The sequence below is a fragment of the Actinoplanes sp. CA-030573 genome, assembly GCF_050951115.1.
GTDB lineage: Bacteria > Actinomycetota > Actinomycetes > Mycobacteriales > Micromonosporaceae > Actinoplanes.
In genome coordinates, this window is sequence record NZ_CP192038.1 from 1,970,374 (window position 1) to 1,988,021 (window position 17,648).

The 17,648-nt window shown below is 70.8% G+C and carries 19 protein-coding genes; 8 read left to right on the forward strand and 11 right to left on the reverse strand.

Translation table 11 applies throughout. The annotated features are described in order from the left end of the window. Nucleotide 1 precedes the first annotated feature (1 nt). Nucleotides 2–502, forward strand: coding sequence for an AAA family ATPase (locus ACQP2F_RS09195; protein WP_433302479.1), 501 nt, complete (start codon nucleotides 2–4; stop codon nucleotides 500–502). Here the strand turns inward: ACQP2F_RS09195 and ACQP2F_RS09200 are convergent. Then, nucleotides 495–758, reverse strand: a complete 264-nt coding sequence (locus tag ACQP2F_RS09200) for a sulfurtransferase TusA family protein (protein ID WP_433302480.1) — start codon at nucleotides 756–758, stop codon at nucleotides 495–497. The genes ACQP2F_RS09195 and ACQP2F_RS09200 overlap by 8 nt on opposite strands. Further along, nucleotides 755–1,861 (reverse strand): cysteine desulfurase family protein, encoded by a 1,107-nt coding sequence (locus tag ACQP2F_RS09205; RefSeq protein ID WP_433307408.1) that lies wholly within the window; start codon nucleotides 1,859–1,861, stop codon nucleotides 755–757. Before ACQP2F_RS09205 ends, ACQP2F_RS09200 begins: the two co-directional genes overlap by 4 nt. 289 nt (nucleotides 1,862–2,150) lie before the next feature. On the opposite strand from ACQP2F_RS09205, the gene ctaC reads away from it, so the two are divergent. Beyond that, nucleotides 2,151–2,993: an aa3-type cytochrome oxidase subunit II gene (ctaC, locus tag ACQP2F_RS09210; protein WP_433307410.1), complete on the forward strand. Its 843-nt coding sequence runs from the start codon at nucleotides 2,151–2,153 to the stop codon at nucleotides 2,991–2,993. A 9-nt stretch (nucleotides 2,994–3,002) separates the two neighbouring features. Then, nucleotides 3,003–3,428 (forward strand): cytochrome c oxidase subunit 4, encoded by a 426-nt coding sequence (locus tag ACQP2F_RS09215; RefSeq protein WP_433302482.1) that lies wholly within the window; start codon nucleotides 3,003–3,005, stop codon nucleotides 3,426–3,428. A gap of 55 nt (nucleotides 3,429–3,483) precedes the next feature. Here ACQP2F_RS09215 and ACQP2F_RS09220 read toward each other — a convergent pair whose 3' ends face one another. From ACQP2F_RS09220 to ACQP2F_RS09235, 4 genes are all read right to left on the reverse strand, one after another. Further along, a complete protein-coding gene (locus ACQP2F_RS09220) occupies nucleotides 3,484–3,684 on the reverse strand; it encodes a hypothetical protein (RefSeq protein WP_433302483.1) in 201 nt (66 codons plus the stop codon). A 112-nt stretch (nucleotides 3,685–3,796) separates the two neighbouring features. Continuing rightward, on the reverse strand, nucleotides 3,797–4,855 hold the full coding sequence (gene trpD / locus ACQP2F_RS09225; protein WP_433302485.1) for an anthranilate phosphoribosyltransferase: 1,059 nt from the start codon (nucleotides 4,853–4,855) through the stop codon (nucleotides 3,797–3,799). A 35-nt stretch (nucleotides 4,856–4,890) separates the two neighbouring features. Then, a complete protein-coding gene (locus tag ACQP2F_RS09230; protein ID WP_433302487.1) occupies nucleotides 4,891–5,340 on the reverse strand; it encodes a hypothetical protein in 450 nt (149 codons plus the stop codon). Nucleotides 5,341–5,392: 52 nt separating this feature from the next. After that, nucleotides 5,393–6,355 carry a cytochrome c oxidase assembly protein gene (locus ACQP2F_RS09235; RefSeq protein WP_433302488.1) on the reverse strand — a complete coding sequence of 321 codons (963 nt, stop codon included), beginning with the start codon at nucleotides 6,353–6,355 and terminating at the stop codon, nucleotides 5,393–5,395. A 106-nt stretch (nucleotides 6,356–6,461) separates the two neighbouring features. Between ACQP2F_RS09235 and ctaE the strand changes: the two genes are divergently transcribed. The 4 genes from ctaE to qcrB are packed head-to-tail and all read left to right on the forward strand — an operon-like array spanning nucleotide 6,462 to nucleotide 10,676. After that, nucleotides 6,462–7,061 (forward strand): aa3-type cytochrome oxidase subunit III, encoded by a 600-nt coding sequence (gene ctaE, locus ACQP2F_RS09240; protein WP_433302490.1) that lies wholly within the window; start codon nucleotides 6,462–6,464, stop codon nucleotides 7,059–7,061. Between the two features lie 50 nt (nucleotides 7,062–7,111). Further along, nucleotides 7,112–7,969 carry a cytochrome bc1 complex diheme cytochrome c subunit gene (gene qcrC, locus ACQP2F_RS09245; RefSeq protein ID WP_433302492.1) on the forward strand — a complete coding sequence of 286 codons (858 nt, stop codon included), beginning with the start codon at nucleotides 7,112–7,114 and terminating at the stop codon, nucleotides 7,967–7,969. Continuing rightward, complete coding sequence (gene qcrA, locus ACQP2F_RS09250; RefSeq protein WP_433302494.1) at nucleotides 7,966–9,060, forward strand: cytochrome bc1 complex Rieske iron-sulfur subunit; 1,095 nt, start codon at nucleotides 7,966–7,968, stop codon at nucleotides 9,058–9,060. Before qcrC ends, qcrA begins: the two co-directional genes overlap by 4 nt. Next, on the forward strand, nucleotides 9,057–10,676 hold the full coding sequence (gene qcrB, locus ACQP2F_RS09255; protein WP_433302496.1) for a cytochrome bc1 complex cytochrome b subunit: 1,620 nt from the start codon (nucleotides 9,057–9,059) through the stop codon (nucleotides 10,674–10,676). Before qcrA ends, qcrB begins: the two co-directional genes overlap by 4 nt. A 51-nt stretch (nucleotides 10,677–10,727) precedes the next feature. On the opposite strand, the gene ACQP2F_RS09260 is transcribed toward qcrB, so the two are convergent. From ACQP2F_RS09260 to ACQP2F_RS09280, 5 genes are all read right to left on the reverse strand, one after another. Then, nucleotides 10,728–11,015 (reverse strand): Lrp/AsnC family transcriptional regulator, encoded by a 288-nt coding sequence (locus tag ACQP2F_RS09260; protein WP_433302498.1) that lies wholly within the window; start codon nucleotides 11,013–11,015, stop codon nucleotides 10,728–10,730. Nucleotides 11,016–11,076: 61 nt separating this feature from the next. Beyond that, nucleotides 11,077–11,910: a nucleotidyltransferase family protein gene (locus ACQP2F_RS09265; RefSeq protein WP_433302500.1), complete on the reverse strand. Its 834-nt coding sequence runs from the start codon at nucleotides 11,908–11,910 to the stop codon at nucleotides 11,077–11,079. Further along, on the reverse strand, nucleotides 11,907–12,368 hold the full coding sequence (locus ACQP2F_RS09270) for an NUDIX domain-containing protein (RefSeq protein WP_433307412.1): 462 nt from the start codon (nucleotides 12,366–12,368) through the stop codon (nucleotides 11,907–11,909). The genes ACQP2F_RS09265 and ACQP2F_RS09270 overlap by 4 nt, the downstream gene beginning before the upstream one ends. Nucleotides 12,369–12,450: 82 nt before the next feature. Further along, nucleotides 12,451–14,244, reverse strand: coding sequence for a RelA/SpoT family protein (locus ACQP2F_RS09275; protein ID WP_433302501.1), 1,794 nt, complete (start codon nucleotides 14,242–14,244; stop codon nucleotides 12,451–12,453). 96 nt (nucleotides 14,245–14,340) lie between these two features. After that, entirely contained in the window at nucleotides 14,341–16,140 is a 1,800-nt protein-coding gene (locus tag ACQP2F_RS09280) for a DEDD exonuclease domain-containing protein (protein ID WP_433302503.1), read from the reverse strand. 104 nt (nucleotides 16,141–16,244) lie between these two features. On the opposite strand from ACQP2F_RS09280, the gene ACQP2F_RS09285 reads away from it, so the two are divergent. After that, nucleotides 16,245–17,618 (forward strand): NYN domain-containing protein, encoded by a 1,374-nt coding sequence (locus tag ACQP2F_RS09285; protein ID WP_433302505.1) that lies wholly within the window; start codon nucleotides 16,245–16,247, stop codon nucleotides 17,616–17,618. The last annotated feature ends 30 nt before the right edge of the window (nucleotides 17,619–17,648 follow it).

A 17,648-nucleotide genomic window follows, 5' to 3' on the forward strand; every position in this document is an offset into this window, starting at 1 on the left:
GATGGTCCTGGCCGTCTTCGCCGGGCTGCCCGGCGTCGGGAAGAGCACGCTCGCCGCGCGGGTGGCCGCCGAGCTGCCCGCGACGGTGCTCGCCGTCGACACGGTGGACTTCACGCTCCGGCGGTACGAGGTGCACGAGACCCGGCCCGGCTTCGCCGCGTACGGCGTGGTGGCCGCCCTCGCCGAGCTTCAGCTCGAGATCGGCCACCACGTGATCATCGACGCGGTGAACCCGGTGAAGGCGGCAAGGCAGCTCTGGGTCGACCTCGCCGCGCGCCGGCAGGTGCCGCTGCGGGTGGTCGAGGTGGTCTGCGGCGACGACGCCGAGCACCGGCGCCGGGTCGAGGCCCGCTACGAGACCCGCGACCACGACGGCGTCCCGGACTGGGTGCGGGTGCTCGAGCGGCAGCAGGAGTACGAGCCGTACCTCGGCCCCCGTCTGGTGGTGGACACGTTCCTGGCCAAGGAGCCGGTCGGCCCGGTCGTCGACTACCTCAGCTGACCCGGCGCACGTCGAACGCATGCGGCTCGGGGGAGCCGAGGTACACCTGCCCCTTCATCCGGCACCAGGCGGGCACATCATTGGCCGCCGCCGGGTCGTCCGCGAGCACCCGCACCACTTCACCTCGCCCGACATTTCCGATTTGCCGGGCGAGGGCGATGATGGGGAGAGGGCAGCGCTGACCGAGGCAGTCAAGAGTGAGTGCCGGGAGACGGGCGCCCGCGTCGGTCCCAGCGGCGGCGGATCCTTCGCTCATATTCCCGCCTCTTTCCTGATATTTGCCACTATCCCCGGCAACACGGCCAGGAAGCGGTCCACCTCCGCCGACGTCGTGCCCCGGTGCAGGGAGATCCGGACGTTGCCGTGGCTGAGCACGCCCATCGCCTCGAGCACGTGGCTGGGCCGCAGCGTCGACGCCGTGCACGAGGAGCCCGACGACACCGCGAACCCCTGGCGGTCCAGTGCGTGCAGCAGGGCCTCCCCGTCCACGTACAGGCAGGAGAAGGTCACCAGGTTCGGCAGCCGGTCGTCCGGATCGCCCACCACCTCGACGTCGGGCACGGTGGCCGGCACCCGCTCGCGGATCCGGCGCACCAGCGCGCTCAGCCGCACCGCCTCGGTCTCCGCCTCGGCCAGCACCGCGCGCAGGCTCGCCGCCGCGGCCACCACGGCCGGCAGGTCGAGGGCGCCCGTCGCGCCGGGGCGATAAAGATCATCCTGGGGGTACGGTGAGATCCACCGCACACCCTTGCGCACCACCAGCACGCCCACGCCCGGCGGCCCGCCCCACTTGTGCGCGCTGGCGCTGAGCAGTGACCAGCCCGGCGGCACCGAATGGCGGCCGATCGACTGGGCCGCGTCCACGTAGAGCGGCACCCCGGCCTCGGCGCAGTACCCGGCGGCCGCCGCCACCGGCTGGACGGTCCCGGCCTCGTGGCTGGCGCTGATCAGGGCGGCCAGGCCGACGCCGGGCGCGGACACGGCCCGGTCCCAGGCCGCCAGGTCGAGCCGGCCGAAGCGGTCCACGCCGACCTCGACGGATTGTCCCTGAGGAGCCGCGTGCAGGACGGCCGAATGCTCGATCGCGGAGTGCACAAAGGTCACACCCTGCCGGCGCCGTCCCGCGAGCCCGCCCAGCACCGCGGCCTGTGCCGCCTGCGTACCGGAGGACCAGAAGGACACCTCGTCCTGGCGTACGCCCAGCGACTCGGCCATCGCGGCCTGGGCCGCATCCCGCAGCTGTTGCGCCCGCCGGCTCGCGGAATAGAGCCGCGACGGGTCGGCCCAGCCGTCCGCCAGCGCCGCCACCAGCGCCTCCGCCGCCACCGGATGCAGTGGAACGGCGGTGGCCGCGTCCATGTAGGCCGCCGGTCCGGCCGGAACGCCCGTGTCTCCCACCCGGAGAACGGTATCGTCCGTTTGACGGCCGGCATCCGGGGGAGACGGAAGATCCGACCCCCGAAACCGGACGGTAGGGCCTGGTCGAGTAGTGTGCGACCGTCGGTGACGCCTTGCCGCCCGTGTCCGTTTTCGGGCGAGGCGGCGCTGCTAAGGGAGGCAGAAGCAGGTGGGCGCAAAGAGTTCGGCCGCACGGCCGCGGACGGCAGTCCGGATCACCGGGCTCGCTCTCGGCGGCGCGGGGCTGCTGATGCTGCTCTCGGGTTGTTCGTTGCAGGAGTTCGGGAGCAAATTCGGCAACTTCGGGTGGCCCAGCAACGGCATCAGCCTGCAGGGACACAAGATGTACGACCTGTGGATCGGGTCCGTCATCGCCGCGCTGGCCGTCGGCTTCTTCGTGTGGGGCCTGATCTTCTGGTGCATCATCCGGTACCGCAAGCGCGGTGACGAGCTGCCCGTGCAGACCCGGTTCAACATGCCGATGGAGGTCCTCTACACGGTCACCCCGATCCTGGTGGTCGCGGTCCTCTTCTACTACACGGCGATCGTGCAGACCGACGTGGACAAGCTTTCCAAGAACCCCGACCAAGTGGTCCAGGTCGTGGCGTTCAAGTGGCAGTGGGAGTTCGACTACCGCGACGGCGTCGGCGCCGACGCGAACACGGTGGCCTCGACCATCGGCTCGGCCGACGTGATCCCGCTGCTGGTCCTGCCGGTCGGCGAGAAGATCCGCTTCGAGGAGACCTCGAAGGACGTCATCCACTCGTTCTGGGTGCCCGAGCTGCTGTTCAAGCGGGACGTGTTCCCCGGCAGCATTCGCAACAAGTTCGAGGTCACGCTGGACAAGACGGGCCGCTACGTCGGCCGGTGCGCCGAGCTCTGCGGCACCTACCACGCGTTCATGCAGTTCGAGCTGGTCGCGGTGTCGCCGGCGGACTTCGACAAGTTCCTGACCGCCAAGAAGGGCGGCGCCAGCACCCAGGAGGCGATGGTCGCCATCGGCCAGGCGCCGTACGCGACGACCACCGAGCCGCTGAACACCCGCCGCCACCTGAACAACTGGAACCAGTCCGGGAACGTGGCCGGGAGCTAGGGGACTGACGTGAAGACCGAGTACAAAATCTTCATCGGCGTTGCCGGCTTCCTCTTCGCCGCCGCGGCGCTCTACGGCTTCTGGACGAACGGCGAGTTCGGCGGCGTCGAGTGGATCGGCACCGTGGCGCTGATCCTCTCCGGACTGCTCTGCACGATGTGCGGCACGTTCTTCTGGTTCGTGTCGCGGCGCATCGACCTCCGCCCGGAGGACCGCGAGGACGGCGAGATCGCCGAGGGCGCCGGCGAGATCGGCTTCTTCAGCCCGGGCAGCTACTGGCCGTTCGGCATCGCCCTGGCCGCGTCCATCGCCGGCCTCGGCCTGGTGTTCTGGATGTGGTGGCTGATCGCGGCCGGCCTGGTCATGGTGATCATCGCCGCCAGCGCGATGCTCTTCGAGTACTACAGCGGCACGCGCCACACCGCCGAGCATTGAGTTTGGTTTGACGCGAGGCCCGCGTTCCCCTCGGGGGACGCGGGCCTCGGTGTTTCTAGGCGGCTCGGCGCTGGTGCGGCACCTGGGCCGCCGGTTGCTTGCCCCACAGGTGCACGACGATCGGGGCGACGACCTCGGCCGCGCCGCAGCGGGTGCAGACGAGCTCGGGGCAGTCGTCGTGATCGTCCGGGCACGGTGGAACCTCGAACATCATGTCGCCGTCGCAGATCACACAGCGCAGCTCACGCTCGGACACGGGATGCTCCTGTCCTGGTGAATTACCCGAATGTGATTCAGACGCTGCCACGGATGGGCACCATCGCCGCGGATTACCGGCGGCGTGTCTGATGCCTTTTCGTTATCGCGCCCTATTCGGCGGCCTTGGCCGCCCGCGCCACATCCACCCAGCGGGCCAGCTGAGCCGTCGCGGCCCCGGAGTCGATCGTTTCCTGGGCCCGGGCTATTCCGGCCCGCAGCGTGTCTCTGAAGTCGCCGGGAAAGCCGTTCTGCGCGGCGAGGGCGGCCGCGGCGTTCAAGACCACGGCGTCGCGTACGGGACCGGGCTCGCCGGCGAACGTCCGGTGCGCCACCCGGGCGTTGAACGCCACGTCGTCGCCGCGCAGGTCGGCCGGCTCGCTGCGGGGCAGGCCCAGCTCGACCGCGTCGACGACGAGCTCCTCGACGGCGCCGCCGCGGGCCATCCAGACCCGGGTCGGCGCGGCCGTGGTGAACTCGTCCAGCCCGTCCTCGCCCCGCACCACCAGCGCCGAGTCGCCGCGGTTGGCGAAGACGGCCGCCATCACCGGCGCCATCCGCAGGTCGAAGCAGCCGACCATGGCCGCGGTCGGCCGGGCCGGGTTGGTCAGCGGGCCGAGCACGTTGAAGAACGTGGGCACGCCCAGCTCGCGCCGGGTGACGGCGGCGTGCCGCATGCCGGGGTGGTAGCGGGCCGCGAAGCAGAAGCCGATGCCGGCCTCGGCGACCGTGCGGGCGACGCCGGCCGGGCCGAGGTCGAGCGGGATGCCGAAGTGCTCGAGCAGGTCGGCGGTGCCGGTGGTGGACGACGCCGAGCGGTTGCCGTGCTTCACCACGGTGACGCCCGAGGCGGCCGTGATGATCGCGGCCATCGTGGAGATGTTCACCGTGTTGGCCCGGTCGCCGCCGGTGCCGACCACGTCGACGGCGGAGGTGCGGGTCTTCTCCGGCAGCTCGACCAGGGTGGCGCTGGCCAGCATGGCCTCGACCAGGCCGGCCAGCTCGCCCGGGGTCTCGCCCTTGGCGCGCAGCGCCATCGCGAAGCCGGCGATCTGCACGGGCGTGGCGTTGCCCGCCATGATCTCGCCCATCGCCCAGGCCGTGTCGGCCGTGGCCAGTTCCTCGCCGCGCAGCAGGGCGCTCGTCAGGTTCGGCCAGGTGCGTGCGCCCATGGCGGGCCCTCCGGGGGGGAATGAAGAGTGGAAGATCAGCCGAGGTGACCCAGCGTGCCCAGCGGGACCACGCCGTTGCGGCGGTCGCGGAGCATGGCGGCGATCGTCTGGCCCGTGGTCACCGGGTCGAGCGGGTAGGTCAGGGTCTGGTCGACCTGCGCGTAGGCGGCGAGCCAGCGATCGGCGGCGCGGGCCAGCACCACGCAGACGGGCGGGGGAGTCGCGTACTCGTCCTTGGTCTGCCGGGCGATGCCGAGGCCGCCGGCCGGCGACGCCTCGCCGTCGAGCACCATCAGGTCGATCTCGTACTTGTCGAGGATGATCCGGCACTCTTCCCAGGTCGAGGCGTCGACGAACTCGACCGCGAGGTCGGCGGCGGGGCGGGTGCCGATCGCCAGCCGGATCCGGTCGCGGACCGCGATGTCGTCGCTGTAGAGCAGGACCGTGTAGAGGTCCGGCTGCGAGTTCGCCTGTACGTCGCTCATGAATGTGCCCCGGTTCACGTCTCGTAGTAGCCCGCTGATCGTACCGAACGCGCTATTCGCCGTCGGCCGGGCCGGTGAGCTTCGTCGCTGCCGCCGCCCGCGCCGCCTCCTGCGCCTCCTGGCGGTCCAGGGCGCGGTCGATCCGGCGGGCCTCCCGTTCGGACTGCTTGATCCACTGCAGCACGAGGATGCCGAGCATGGTGACGCTCACGATCTCGCCGCCGGCCCAGAGGATGCCGCCCGCGAGCACCTGGTCGTTCCACGGGTTCGACCAGGTCAGGTGCAGGTTCGGGTAGTAGTCGCCGGCCAGCAGCGTCTTGCTCTGCATGATCGTCAGGCCGAGGACCGTGTGGAACGGCACGGACAGCACCATCAGCAGCGCCCGGCCCGGGTACGGCCAGCGGCCGGGCAGCGGGTCGAGGCCGAGCAGCGGCCAGAAGAACAGGCAGCCGGTCACGATGAAGTGGATGTGGATGAACTCGTGCAGCCAGGCGTGCTCGAGGGTCGCGCGGTACAGCCCGGTGAAGTAGAGGATGAACGGGTTGGCGATGAAGATCCCGAACGCGACCAGCGGGAACGTCAGCACCTTGACCACGCGGCTGTGCAGCACGGCCAGCAGCGTCCGGCGGCTCGGGCCGTGCAGGGTGCGCAGGGCGAGGGTCACCGGGGCGCCCAGCGCCAGGAAGATCGGCCCGACCATGGACAGGACCATGTGCTGGACCATGTGCACCGAGAGCAGCGTGTCGTCGTACGCCTCGATGCCGCTGACCGTGACCGCCGCGATCGAGCCCAGTCCACCGGCGACGAACGCCACCGTGCGCCCGGCCGGCCAGTGATCGCCCCGCAGCCGGAGCCGATGGACGCCGTAGCCGTAGAGCGCGCCCGCGACCAGCAGGAACAGTCCGACCAGGCTCGCCACGTGGAACTCGGTGAAGATCGAGGCGGCGGTGAACGGCGGAAGCACAGTATCCCCGGCCGAGGCCAGTGACGTGGGCGTTTCGACTAGCTGCACCACTCGAGGCTAGGCCTATCCGGTCGGTGACCGTTCTTCCGGGCTGCGACTCGTGCCGGATTCCACCCCCCGCGGCACGTTGGACTGATCGCGGGGCAATAATGAGCCCGTGACAGCGGCCTCAGCCATCGACAAGAGCAGGATCCACTCCCTGACCCGACCGAACATGGTCAGCGTCGGGACGATCGTGTGGCTCTCCAGTGAACTCATGTTCTTCGCGGCGTTGTTCGCCATGTACTTCGCGATCCGCGCGGCGGATTACAGCATGTGGGAGGAGCACACTCCCGAGCTGAAGATCCCGTACGCGACGACCTTCACGGTGATCCTGGTGCTCTCCTCGGTCACCTGCCAGTTCGGCGTGTTCGCGGCGGAGAAGGGCGACGTCTTCGCGCTGCGGCGCTGGTTCACGATCACGTTCGTGATGGGCCTGATCTTCGTGCTCGGCCAGGCCAACGAGTACCACAACCTCGTCCGTGAGGGCATCAAGATCAACGGCGACGGTTACGGCTCGATGTTCTACCTCACGACCGGCTTCCACGGCCTGCACGTCACCGGCGGTCTGATCGCGTTCATCGTCTACATGATCCGCACGACGATGGGCCGCTTCACCCCGGCGCAGGCCACGTCGGCGATCGTCGTGTCGTACTACTGGCACTTCGTGGACGTCGTGTGGATCGCGCTCTACCTCATGATCTATTGGCTGAAGTAGAGCCGCGCCCGTCCATGAGCTTCAGGTCGAAACCCAGAGGGATCCAGCCCATGACTTCACACACCCCCGCCGGTGGCCGGCGTTTCCGGGGGCTGTTCACCCGGCGGCGCGGTGCGCCCAGCCGGGCGCGCCGGCGGCTCGGCGCGGCGGTGCGCATGCTCGCCGCGCTCGCGCTCGCCGGCGGCGTGTACACCGCGTTCGCCCCCGGCGCCTTCGCCGAGGACAACGTGCAGCTCTCCGCGACCGCGCAGGAGGGTAAGCAGCTCTACGACAACAGCTGCATCACCTGCCACGGGCGCGACGCGCAGGGTGTGCCGGGCCGCGGGCCGAGCCTGATCGGCGTCGGGTCGGCCTCGGTGGAGTTCCAGGTCGGCACCGGCCGCATGCCGATGACCCGCCAGGAGGCTCAGGCCGAGGAGAAGAAGCCGCAGTTCGACAAGACGCAGACCAAGCAGCTGGGTCAGTACATCCAGGAGCTCGGCGGAGGCCCCGAGCTGCCGGCCGACGGCAACTACGTCGAGGACCTGAAGGCGAACCCGGACGCGCTGGCCCGCGGCGGTGAGCTGTTCCGGGTGAATTGCACCTCGTGCCACGGCTTCGGCGGCGCCGGCGGCGCCCTCTCCTCCGGCAAGTACGCGCCGAGCCTGCACGACGTCAGCCCCGAGCACATCTACGCGGCCATGCTGACCGGCCCGCAGAACATGCCGGTGTTCGGCGACAACGAGCTGACGCCCGAGCAGAAGCGCGAGATCATCACGTACGTCACGAAGCAGCTCCAGGAGGACAAGGACCCGGGCGGCCTGTTCAACCTCGGCCGGTACGGCCCGGTGACCGAGGGCCTGGCCATCTTCGGGTTCGGCATTGTGATCCTGGTCTTCACGACGCTGTGGATTGCGGGGAAGTCATGACGACGCTGCACGACGAGCCGGAAGCGGTCGACGTCAACGACCCGCGCCTGAGCCGGTTCGAGATCGTCAAGGAAGGCGCCCGGCGGGACGAGATCGAGATCGTCACGTACGAGTCGCAGTTCCACGGCCGGGACTCCAAGGCGGAGAAGCGCGTCGTGCGCAACATCGCCCTGTTGTTCCTGATCGCGGGCGTGGCCGGGCTGGCGTTTCTCGGCTTCTACATCTGGTGGCCGTGGGAGTTCGAGCTCGGCCACACGCTGAGCGACTACTACACGCCGCTGCTCGGCATCTCGCTCGGCATCGCGCTGTTCGCGATCGCCTTCGCGATCCTCGCCTGGGCCAAGAAGCTGCTGCCGCACGAGGTGTCGATCCAGCAGCGGCACAACGGCGGCTCGGCGCCCGACCAGCAGCTGATCACCGGCCAGACGATCATGTTCGTGGGCCAGGAGCTGGGCGAGGGCGTGCAGCGCCGGCCGCTGCTCAAGGGCGCGATCGCGGTCGGCCTCGCGCCGCTCGGCCTGGCCGCCGCGGCGCCGCTGATCGGCGGGCTCATCGAGAACCCGCACAAGGACGACCCGCCGATGATGTTCTCGACGGGCTTCAACCCGAAGTTCAACAACGGCAACCTGGTCCGGCTGACCCGGCAGGACGGCACGCCGCTGCGTCCCGAGGACGTCAGCACCGGCGGTCAGCTGACGGTGTTCCCCGGCATCCCGGGCGGCTCCACCAACGAGTGGGCCGACTCCCCGACGCTGCTGATCCACCTGCGGCCGGACGACGCGGAGCGCACCCGGGCCAACGCCCACGCCGACCCGCGGAACAAGGGCTCGATGTGGGGTGACTACGTCGCGTACTCGAAGATCTGCACGCACGCGGGTTGCCCGGCCAGCCTGTACGAGCAGCAGACCAACCGGCTGCTCTGCCCGTGCCATCAGTCCCAGTTCCTGATCACGCGGAACGGGCAGCCGATCTTCGGCCCGGCGACCCGTCGGCTGCCGATGCTGCCACTGGGCGTGGACGACGAGGGCTACTTCGTGGCAAAGTCCGACTACAAGGACACCGTCGGACCCGACTTCTGGGAGCGGCCGTGAAGCGCCGGAAAGTTGATCTCACGCAGGCGCCCGTCACCTTCGCCAAGGGGGTGGACGAGCGCTACAAGGCGGCCACCCCGCTGCGGGGGCTGCTCAACAAGGTCTTTCCCGACCACTGGTCGTTCCTGCTGGGTGAGATCGCCCTCTTCTCGTTCATCATCCTGCTTCTCACCGGCACCTTCCTGACCCTCTTCTTCGACCCGTCGATGAAGGAGGTCGCCTACCAGGGCGCCTACCCGGCCCTGCGCGGCACCGAGATGTCGGCCGCCTACGAGTCGTCGCTGCGCCTGTCGTTCGAGGTGCGCGGTGGTCTGTTCATGCGGCAGATGCACCACTGGGCGGCGCTGCTGTTCATGGCCTCGATCGTCGTGCACATGGCCCGTACGTTCTTCACCGGCGCGTTCCGCAAGCCGCGCGAGGCGAACTGGGCGATCGGCGTCGTGCTGTTCCTGCTGGGCTTCCTGGCCGGCTTCACCGGCTACTCGCTGCCGGACGACGGCCTGTCCGGCACCGGCCTGCGCATCGCCTCGGCGATCATGCTGTCCATCCCGGTCGCCGGCACCTGGATCTCCGCCTCGATCTTCGGCGGCGAGTTCCCGGGCCACCTGATCATCGGCCGGTTCTACATCGCGCACGTGCTGCTGATCCCGGGCGGCCTGCTCGCCCTGATCAGCGTCCACCTGGGCCTGGTCTTCGCGCAGAAGCACACCCAGTGGCCCGGCCCGATGCGCACGAACACGAACGTGGTCGGCGAGCGGATGTTCCCGCGCTACGCGCTCAAGCAGGGCGGCTTCTTCATGGCCGTCTTCGGCACCGTGGCGCTGATGGCCGGTCTGTTCCAGATCAATCCGATCTGGCTGTTCGGGCCGTACCGCGCCTCCGAGGTGTCCTCGGCGTCGCAGCCCGACTGGTACGTCATGTTCATGGACGGCCTGGTCCGTCTCATGCCGAACTGGCAGATCTACATCCCGATCGGGAACGGCTACAGCATCCCGCCGCTGTTCTGGCCCGCGGTGGTCGGCCTCGGCGCGCTCACCACGATCCCGATGTTCTACCCGTGGATCGAGGCGCGGCGCACCAAGGACAAGTCGATCCACAACCTGCTCCAGCGCCCGCGCGACAACCCGGAGCGGGTCGGCATCGGCGCCATGGCGTTCACGTTCTTCCTGGTCGCGACCCTGTCCGGCGGCAACGACGTGATCGCCGACAAGTTCCACATCAGCCTGAACGCGATGACCTGGGCCGGCCGCATCGGCCTGCTGATCGGGCCGCCGCTGGCGTACTTCATCGCGGTCCGCATCTGCCTGGGTCTCCAGCAGCACGACCGCGAGGTCCTGGCCCACGGCGTGGAGACGGGCATCATCCGCCGCCTGCCGAACGGCCAGTTCATCGAGGTCCACCAGCCGCTCGGCCCGGTCGACGACCACGGCCACCCGGTGCCGATCGAGTACGGCGGCTGGGTCGTCCCGAAGAAGATGAACCGCGTGGGCGCGCTGGCGCCGGCGATCAAGGGCTTCTTCTTCCCGGTCGAGAAGCCGGCCGAGGCGCCGGTGTCGCCCGGCATGCCGCCGGTGAGCGCCCGCGACGAGCGCGAGGAAATCACGTCCGGCCGTTAGACCCGAGCAACGCGAAAGGGGCCCGCTTCGGCGGGCCCCTTTTTCGTCGCCTCAGTCGGCGTCGGGAAGGCCGATCGCGAAGGCGTCCTCGAGATCGTGCTTCGAGTAGGCGCGGAACGCGATGTGGGACTCCGTGTTGAGCACGCCCGGGGTCTTGGAGATCTTGCCCGCGATGACCTCGGCGATGTCGTCGAAGTGCGGGACGCGGACGATGGCGATGAGGTCGACGTTGCCGGCCACCGAGTAGACCTCGCTGACGCCGTCGAGGGCCGCGAGCGCCTCGGCGACCTCGGGGATCGAGTCGGTGGCGCAGTCGATGTGCACGATCGCGGTGTTCACCTGGGCTCCTCGACGATGAGAGGCGGGATGTGTCGCGACCATGGTATCGGCGACGCCGCGGTCAGACCGCGACGGTCAGGCCGTCCGGTGCGCGGATCACGTCGGTGAGGTTCTCGCCCGGGCCGACCTCGGCCCGCGGCCAGACGACGGCGCGGGTGACGCTGCCGCGGACGCGCGCGTGCGGCCCGATGACGGACGCGGAGACGGGCCCATCGACGTCGGCGGTGGGGTCGATCAGGGTCTGACCATTCGCGGCGTGCAGATTGGCGCTGAGGTAGTCGGCGGGCGTGCCGGTGTCGATGTAGACGCCCTCGTAGCCGATCAGCTCGAGCTCACCGCGGGACTCGGCCGGGCGCCAGGACGTCCGGACCAGGTTGCCGTGCTCGTCCGGCAGCTCGCGGACGTAGCGCCAGGGCAGGAGCGAGAAGCCGGCGAACCGGCGCCCGCTGAAGCCACCGGTCTCGCCGGGCCGGTTCGGCTTGGTGAGGATGCGGACCGTCGCGCCCGACCACCCGTCCAGAATGGCCGCGATGTCGGGGCCGGGGGATCGTCGCGGGTCGGCGAGGTAGGCGTCGGCGTTGCCGACGAGCACGCCGCGGCCGTCGATCCAGGACCGCAGGCGCGCGACGCCGCCGGCCGTGCCGAGGGGCCCGTCCGGCTCGACCGAGAGGTGGGCGCGGTCGGCGACGTGGGCTACGACCTGGTCGGCGAGATAGGCGGCGTTGACAGCGACGTTGGCCGGCGAGTCGAAACCGAGCGCTGCTACGCGCGCGAGGGCTCGGTCGAGCAGCGGGACGTTGCCGACCGGGCAGAGCGCCTTGGGCAGCGTCTCGGTCAGCGGTCGGAGACGCTGGCCCTCGCCGGCGGCCAGGACCACCGCGCAGATCCCGGTCACGAGGCGCGGGGGATGATGCCGTAGGTGTTCAGGACCAGGGCCGTGTTGGCGCTCAGGCGCGGGAGGTCGTCGACCGGGAACCAGGCCGCCTCCAGGACCTCGGCGCCGTCGACCACCAGCGGCGTGGCGGAGGCCGGGACGTAGGCGAAGAAGATCGTGTCGACCACGCCCACCACGTGGACGATGGCGTTGGGGCTGCCGGCCGTCATGTCGGCCGGCTCCACGCGTACGCCGGTCTCCTCGAAAAGCTCGCGCGCCGCGCCCACCACCGGCTGTTCCCGCTTCTTGAGCAGGCCGGCCGGCAGGCCCCAGCCGCCGCGATGCGGCTGGCGCAGCAGCAGCACCCGCTCGGGACCGCCGTTCTCCTTCGCCTCCGAGTCGCGCAGGACGGTGACCGCGCCGACCAGATATCTCGGCGCGACGAGCTTGGCCACGAAACGGCGAGCGGGCAGCGGCATCCGATAGAACGTGAGGTACGCCAGGCCGCGCACACGCCGAGGGAAATTCACGTCGCCAAGGCTAGCGGTGCCCGCCGAGCGGTCAGTCGGGGTGGTCGACCAGGGCGATCAGCTGCTCGACCACCGTGTCCGGCTCGAGGTTGCGCTCGCACACCGCGACCAGCATCGTCTCGAGGTCGGGGTAGCCCAGCTCCTCGGCCAGACGCCGCAGCGGCACCTCGCTGGCCAGCCCGCGGTCGTGCTTGCGGAGGGTGAGGCCGATCGTCGCCCGGCCGAGCTTCACCTTGTCGGCGATGCTCATGCGGGGCTCGTTCTTGTCGTCGAAGTAGCGGTTGATCGAGAGCTGCGCCTGGCTCGACTTCACGAAGCCCAGCCACTCCTTGCGGGGACCGCGCGGCGCGTTGGGCTCGACCTCGACGTGGCCGTCGGACTCGGAGAAGATCTCGACGACGTCGCCGTCGCGCAGCTGCGAGCTGAGCGGGGCGAGCCGGCCGTTGATCGTGGCGGCCAGGCACTGGTCGCCCTTCTCCGAGCTCAGCTCGTAGGCCAGGTCGACCGGGGTCGAGCCGCTGGGCAGCTCGATCGCGCGGCCGTGGGCGAACACCGTGATCTGGGCCTCGGCGAGATCGCAGCGCAGCGAGGAGAGGAACTGGGCCGCATCGGTCGTGTCCTGCTGCCAGTCGAGCACCCGCTTGAGCCAGGAGAGCTGGTCGGCGCCGGACGGGTCGGCGGTCTCGGCGTCCTTCGGGTAGCGGTAGCCGGTGGCCACGCCGTACTCCGAGTAGCGGTGCATCGTCTCGGTGCGGATCAGCACCTCGACCAAGCGGCCGTCGGGGCCGGTCACGGTCGTGTGCAGCGAGCGGTAGAGGTTGTTCTTGGGCGAGGCGATGAAGTCCTTGAACCGGCCGGCGACCGGTCGCCACTGGCCGTGGATGGCGCCGAGCGCCGCGTAACAGTCGGTGGGCGGGCCGTCGACGATCACCGCGATGCGGGGCAGGTCGAACGGGACCGGATGGTCGCCGGCGACCGTGTCCTTCCAGATCGAGTAGTAGTGCCGCGGGCGGGGCTTGACCACGGCCGACACTCGCTGGCGCCGCAGGGCCGCCCGCGCCTTGCCGGTCACCTCGTTGAGGTACTCCTGCCAGCCGGGCCGGTTCCGCACGTGCTCGTCGATGCGGGCGTAGGAGTCGGGCTCGAGGTGGTAGAGCACCACGTCGTCGAGGTCGCGCTTGAGGGCCTGGATGCCGAGCCGGTCACAGAGCGGCACCAGCACGTCGAGGGTGGCGGTGGCGATCCGGGCGCGGCTGGCGGGGGAGCGGGCGTCGAGCGTACGCATGTTGTGCAGCCGGTCGGCGAGCTTGATCACCAGGACCCGGACGTCCTTGCCGGCCGCCACGATCATCTTGCGGATGGTCTCGGCCTCGGCCGCCTTGCCGTAGAACGCCTTGTCGAACTTGGTCACGCCGTCGACCAGGTGGGTCACCTCGGGGCCGAAGTCGCTGTGCAGCGCCTCGAGCGTGTAGCTGGTGTCCTCGACCGTATCGTGCAGCAGGGCCGCCACCAGGGTGGTCGTGTCCATGCCGAGCTCGGCGCAGATCTGGGCGACGGCCAGCGGATGCGTGATGTACGGATCGCCGGACTTGCGCATCTGGCCGCGGTGCATGTTCTCCGCGATCGCGTAGCTGCGGCGCAGCACGCCGGCGTCGGCGGACGGGTGGATGCCGCGGTGGGTCTTGGTGAGCTTCGCCACCGGGTCGTCGTCGTTGCCCGGGAAGCTCAGAAAGGACCGGAGCCGCTGGGAGATGGATTGCTCGGCGGGCGCTTGCGTGGGGAGGGCACGTCCAAGGGCGGCGCCGTGGCCGGCGTCGACGTCCACTGGACACCCCCTCACCGCTCGGGCCGTCTTGTCGGCCGGCCCGCCTGGCAAATCGCCGTGAAGCCACCCGAACCGCGCCGAGTGATTCCACTTGCCTTACAGCCTAAGCGAGCGAGCGTCATCCGAACGGTCAGTTACGGATGAGCGAACGGCCGAGTCTTTGCCCGATGCTGCGGCTTCTGCCCGGTTGAGCAGGGCGGTGAAGCGCGCGGCGCCACGAACCGGTGACACCCAGTCGCCGGAGGTTTCCACCAACCGGGTGTCGGGCCGCTCGAGCCAGGCGAGGATCCGCTCGGTCTCCTCGGCGCTCGCGGCCGGCACCGGGCCCGGTCCGGGTAGGACCGTCTCGGCGGTCATCCGGACCGCGTCGAGAGTGGGCCGGGGATGCTCGCGGGGCGGGGAGGTGGCGGCGGCGGCGAGCCGGCCGTGCCGGACCACGACGATCTCCCACCCGCCGACGGTGTCGCGCCGGGCGGCCACCACCTCGGCCAGCCGGGTCAGCGCGGCCAGGCGTTGCATGCGGACGGTGGCCCGGAGCAGGGCGATCAGGCGGGAGCGGAGGACCGCGGCCTCCTCGTACCGCCGGACCTCGGAAAGGGCCTCGATGCGGCCCATGAGCGCGGCGACCACGATCTCGGGGTCGCCGTGGATGGCGGTCCGAAAGGGCAGGGCGGCCGTCTCCGCGTACGCCTCCGGGGTGATCTTGTGTTCGCACGGCGCCGGGCATCGGCCCAGCTCGGCCAGGGCGCATGCGGGGGTCGGCGTGCGGAGGGAGAGCGCGTGACCGCACTGGCGCAGCGGAAGCGCGTCGTAGACCCCGGCGGCGGCGAGCTCGGCGGTGCGGCGCGAGGAGAACGGGCCGAGGTAGGCCGCGTCGTCGTCGGCCAGCCGCCGGACCACCGACAGCCGGGGGTAGACCTCGGTGGTGAGCTTGAGCCAGACCACTCGCTCCGGATATTTCGAGCGGCGGTTGTACGGCGGGGCGTGTGCCGCGATCAGCCGCAGCTCGCGGACCTCGGCCTCCAGCGAATGGGCGCACTCGACCGCCTCGACCCGGGTCGCCGCGGCGAGCATCTCGGAGATGCGCGCGCGTTTCTCGGACGCGGTGAAGTAGCTGCGGACGCGGGTGGCGATGTCCTTGGACGTGCCGACGTAGAGCGGGCGGTCGTCGGCGGCCCGGAAGACATAGACCCCGGGCACGTGCGGCAGGCCCTCGGCCAGGTGGCGCTGGCGGCGCTGGGTCGGCGTGACCGCCTTGGCGAACTCGATCGCGTCGCCGAGCGTGTGCACCCGGAAGCTGCCCAGCCGCTCGATCAGCCCGTGCAGCACGTCGACGGTGGCCCGGGCGTCATCGAGCGCGCGGTGGGTGGGCTGGACCCGGGCGTGGAAGAACTGGGCGAGTGTGCCAAGTTTCCGGTTGGGCACCTCGTCGCGGGTCAGCGCCCGGCGGGCGACCGCGGCCGTGTCGAGCACCCGGGGGCCGGGCCACTGGTAGCCGTGGCGGGCGCAGGCCGCCTTGAGAAAGCCGACGTCGTAGGGCGCGTTGTGCGCCACCAGCACCGACCCCCGCAGGAACTCGAGCAGGCTGGGCAGCACCGACTCGATCGGCGGGGCCGGGGCCAGCATCGCGTCGGTGATGCCGGTCAGGACGGTGATGAACGCCGGGATGCGCTCGCCCGGGTTGACCAGGGTCGCGAAGACGCCCAGCTCCTCGCCGCCGCGGACCTTGACCGCGCCGATCTCGGTCACGCCGCCGCCGTCGGCCGCGCCGCCGGTCGTCTCCAGGTCGAGCACCACGAACGTGGTGTCGGCGAGCGAGAGGGCCGCCGGATCGACCGAGCCGTCGGCGGCGAGAAGCGTGTCCAGAGTGCCCTGGACGTATGCGGGTTGGGCCACGGCGGGGACATTAGAGAGGGGGTACGACAATAACCGGCGCGCCGTCACAAAAGATCACTTGCTTCGACAAGCTTTTCCGCTGCCCACGGTGTGAGAATAGGTAGATGTCCGAGCCTTCGTATCCCGGCGACCGCCCCACGGAGGAGGCGGCGATTTTCCAGGATGCGGAGTTTGTCCCGGAACCGATCCTCCCCGAGCCGGTCCGGCAGCGCATCACCGTCCTGGCGGCGGCCGCTCTTCCCGGCCTGCCCGCCGACGAGATCCCGGTCGTGCTGCGGCGGGTCGCCCGCTTCGCCCCGAATCGTCGTGCCCGGCTCGGCGGCCGTGAGATCGCCGCGCAGCTGACCTCCGACCCGCTCTTCCGCCAGCGGATCAGCGGCAAGGTCGTGACCGAGGCGGGTGATCTCGGCGTCGCCGTGTCGGCCGGGGTCGCGCCGGCCGCCGCCGACCCGGTCGAGGTCGCGGCGCTGGCCTACCTGGCCCGGCCGGAGGGCTGGCGCGACCTGGTCGAGGGCGCCGGCGACGCGGTCCGGGCCGAGGCCGACAGCGCCGCCGTCGAGGGGCGCATCCGCGACGCCGAGCAGCGGGCGGTCCGCGCCGAGCACGACCGCACGGTGGCCAAGGTCGAGGCCGACAAGCTGCGCGACGAGCTGGCCCGGGTGCGCGAGGAGCTGGGCCAGCTGCGCGAGGAGGCGCGGTCGACGGCGAAGGCGCTGCGCGAGGCGCAGGCGGCCCAGAAGCGCGCGAGCGACCTGCTGGCCACCGAGAAGGGGCGCGCGTCGCGCATCGCGGCCGACCATGACGCGGAGGTACGCCGGCTGAAGACCCGCCTGGCCGAGGCGGAGGCGCAGGCCGCCACCGGCAAGCAGAGCGCCAAGGACGCCCGGGCCGCCGACGACGCCCGGCTCTGGCTGCTCATCGAGACCATCGGGCAGGCCGCGTCGGGCCTGCGGCGCGAGCTGGCGCTGGGCCCGTCCGACAAGATGCCGGCCGACTTCGTGGCCGACACCGCCGCCGAGCGGCCCGGCCAGCCCGAGCGGTCCCGGGCGCGGGCCCAGGACACCGACGACCCGGGCCGGCTCGACCAGCTGCTGGCGCTGCCGCGGGCGCACCTGGTCGTCGACGGTTACAACGTGACCAAGCGCGGCTTCGCCGAGATGTCGCTCGAGCAGCAGCGCAAACGGCTGATCACCGGCCTCGGCGGGATCGCGGCCCAGACCGGGGACGAGATCACCGTGGTCTTCGACGGGGCCGAGCGGGTGCACGGGCTGCCGCCGGCGCCGCGCGGGGTGCGCGTGCTGTTCTCCCGCAAGGGCGACACCGCCGACGAGCTGATCCGGCAACTGGTCCGGGCCGAGCCGGCGGGGCGGCCGATCGTGGTGATCTCGTCGGACCGGGAGGTCGCCGACGGCGTGCGGCGCCATGGCGCGTACCCGATGGGAGCCGACTCTCTTCTCCGCCGGCTCGCCCGCTCCTGATTTTTGTCATACCCCTCGCCTAGCGTGACC

What these genes read in the sequence shown, in the direction of transcription:
- qcrA (WP_433302494.1), top strand. Translation starts at nt 7,966, where the DNA reads ATGACGACGCTGCACGACGAGCCGGAAGCGGTCGACGTCAACGACCCG.
- qcrC (WP_433302492.1), top strand. Translation starts at nt 7,112, where the DNA reads ATGACTTCACACACCCCCGCCGGTGGCCGGCGTTTCCGGGGGCTGTTC.
- ACQP2F_RS09270 (WP_433307412.1), bottom strand. Translation starts at nt 12,368, where the DNA reads ATGCCGCTGCCCGCTCGCCGTTTCGTGGCCAAGCTCGTCGCGCCGAGA.
- ACQP2F_RS09195 (WP_433302479.1), top strand. Translation starts at nt 2, where the DNA reads ATGGTCCTGGCCGTCTTCGCCGGGCTGCCCGGCGTCGGGAAGAGCACG.
- trpD (WP_433302485.1), bottom strand. Translation starts at nt 4,855, where the DNA reads ATGGGCGCACGCACCTGGCCGAACCTGACGAGCGCCCTGCTGCGCGGC.
- ACQP2F_RS09230 (WP_433302487.1), bottom strand. Translation starts at nt 5,340, where the DNA reads ATGAGCGACGTACAGGCGAACTCGCAGCCGGACCTCTACACGGTCCTG.
- ACQP2F_RS09205 (WP_433307408.1), bottom strand. Translation starts at nt 1,861, where the DNA reads ATGGACGCGGCCACCGCCGTTCCACTGCATCCGGTGGCGGCGGAGGCG.
- ACQP2F_RS09200 (WP_433302480.1), bottom strand. Translation starts at nt 758, where the DNA reads ATGAGCGAAGGATCCGCCGCCGCTGGGACCGACGCGGGCGCCCGTCTC.
- ACQP2F_RS09285 (WP_433302505.1), top strand. Translation starts at nt 16,245, where the DNA reads ATGTCCGAGCCTTCGTATCCCGGCGACCGCCCCACGGAGGAGGCGGCG.
- ctaC (WP_433307410.1), top strand. Translation starts at nt 2,151, where the DNA reads ATGCTGCTCTCGGGTTGTTCGTTGCAGGAGTTCGGGAGCAAATTCGGC.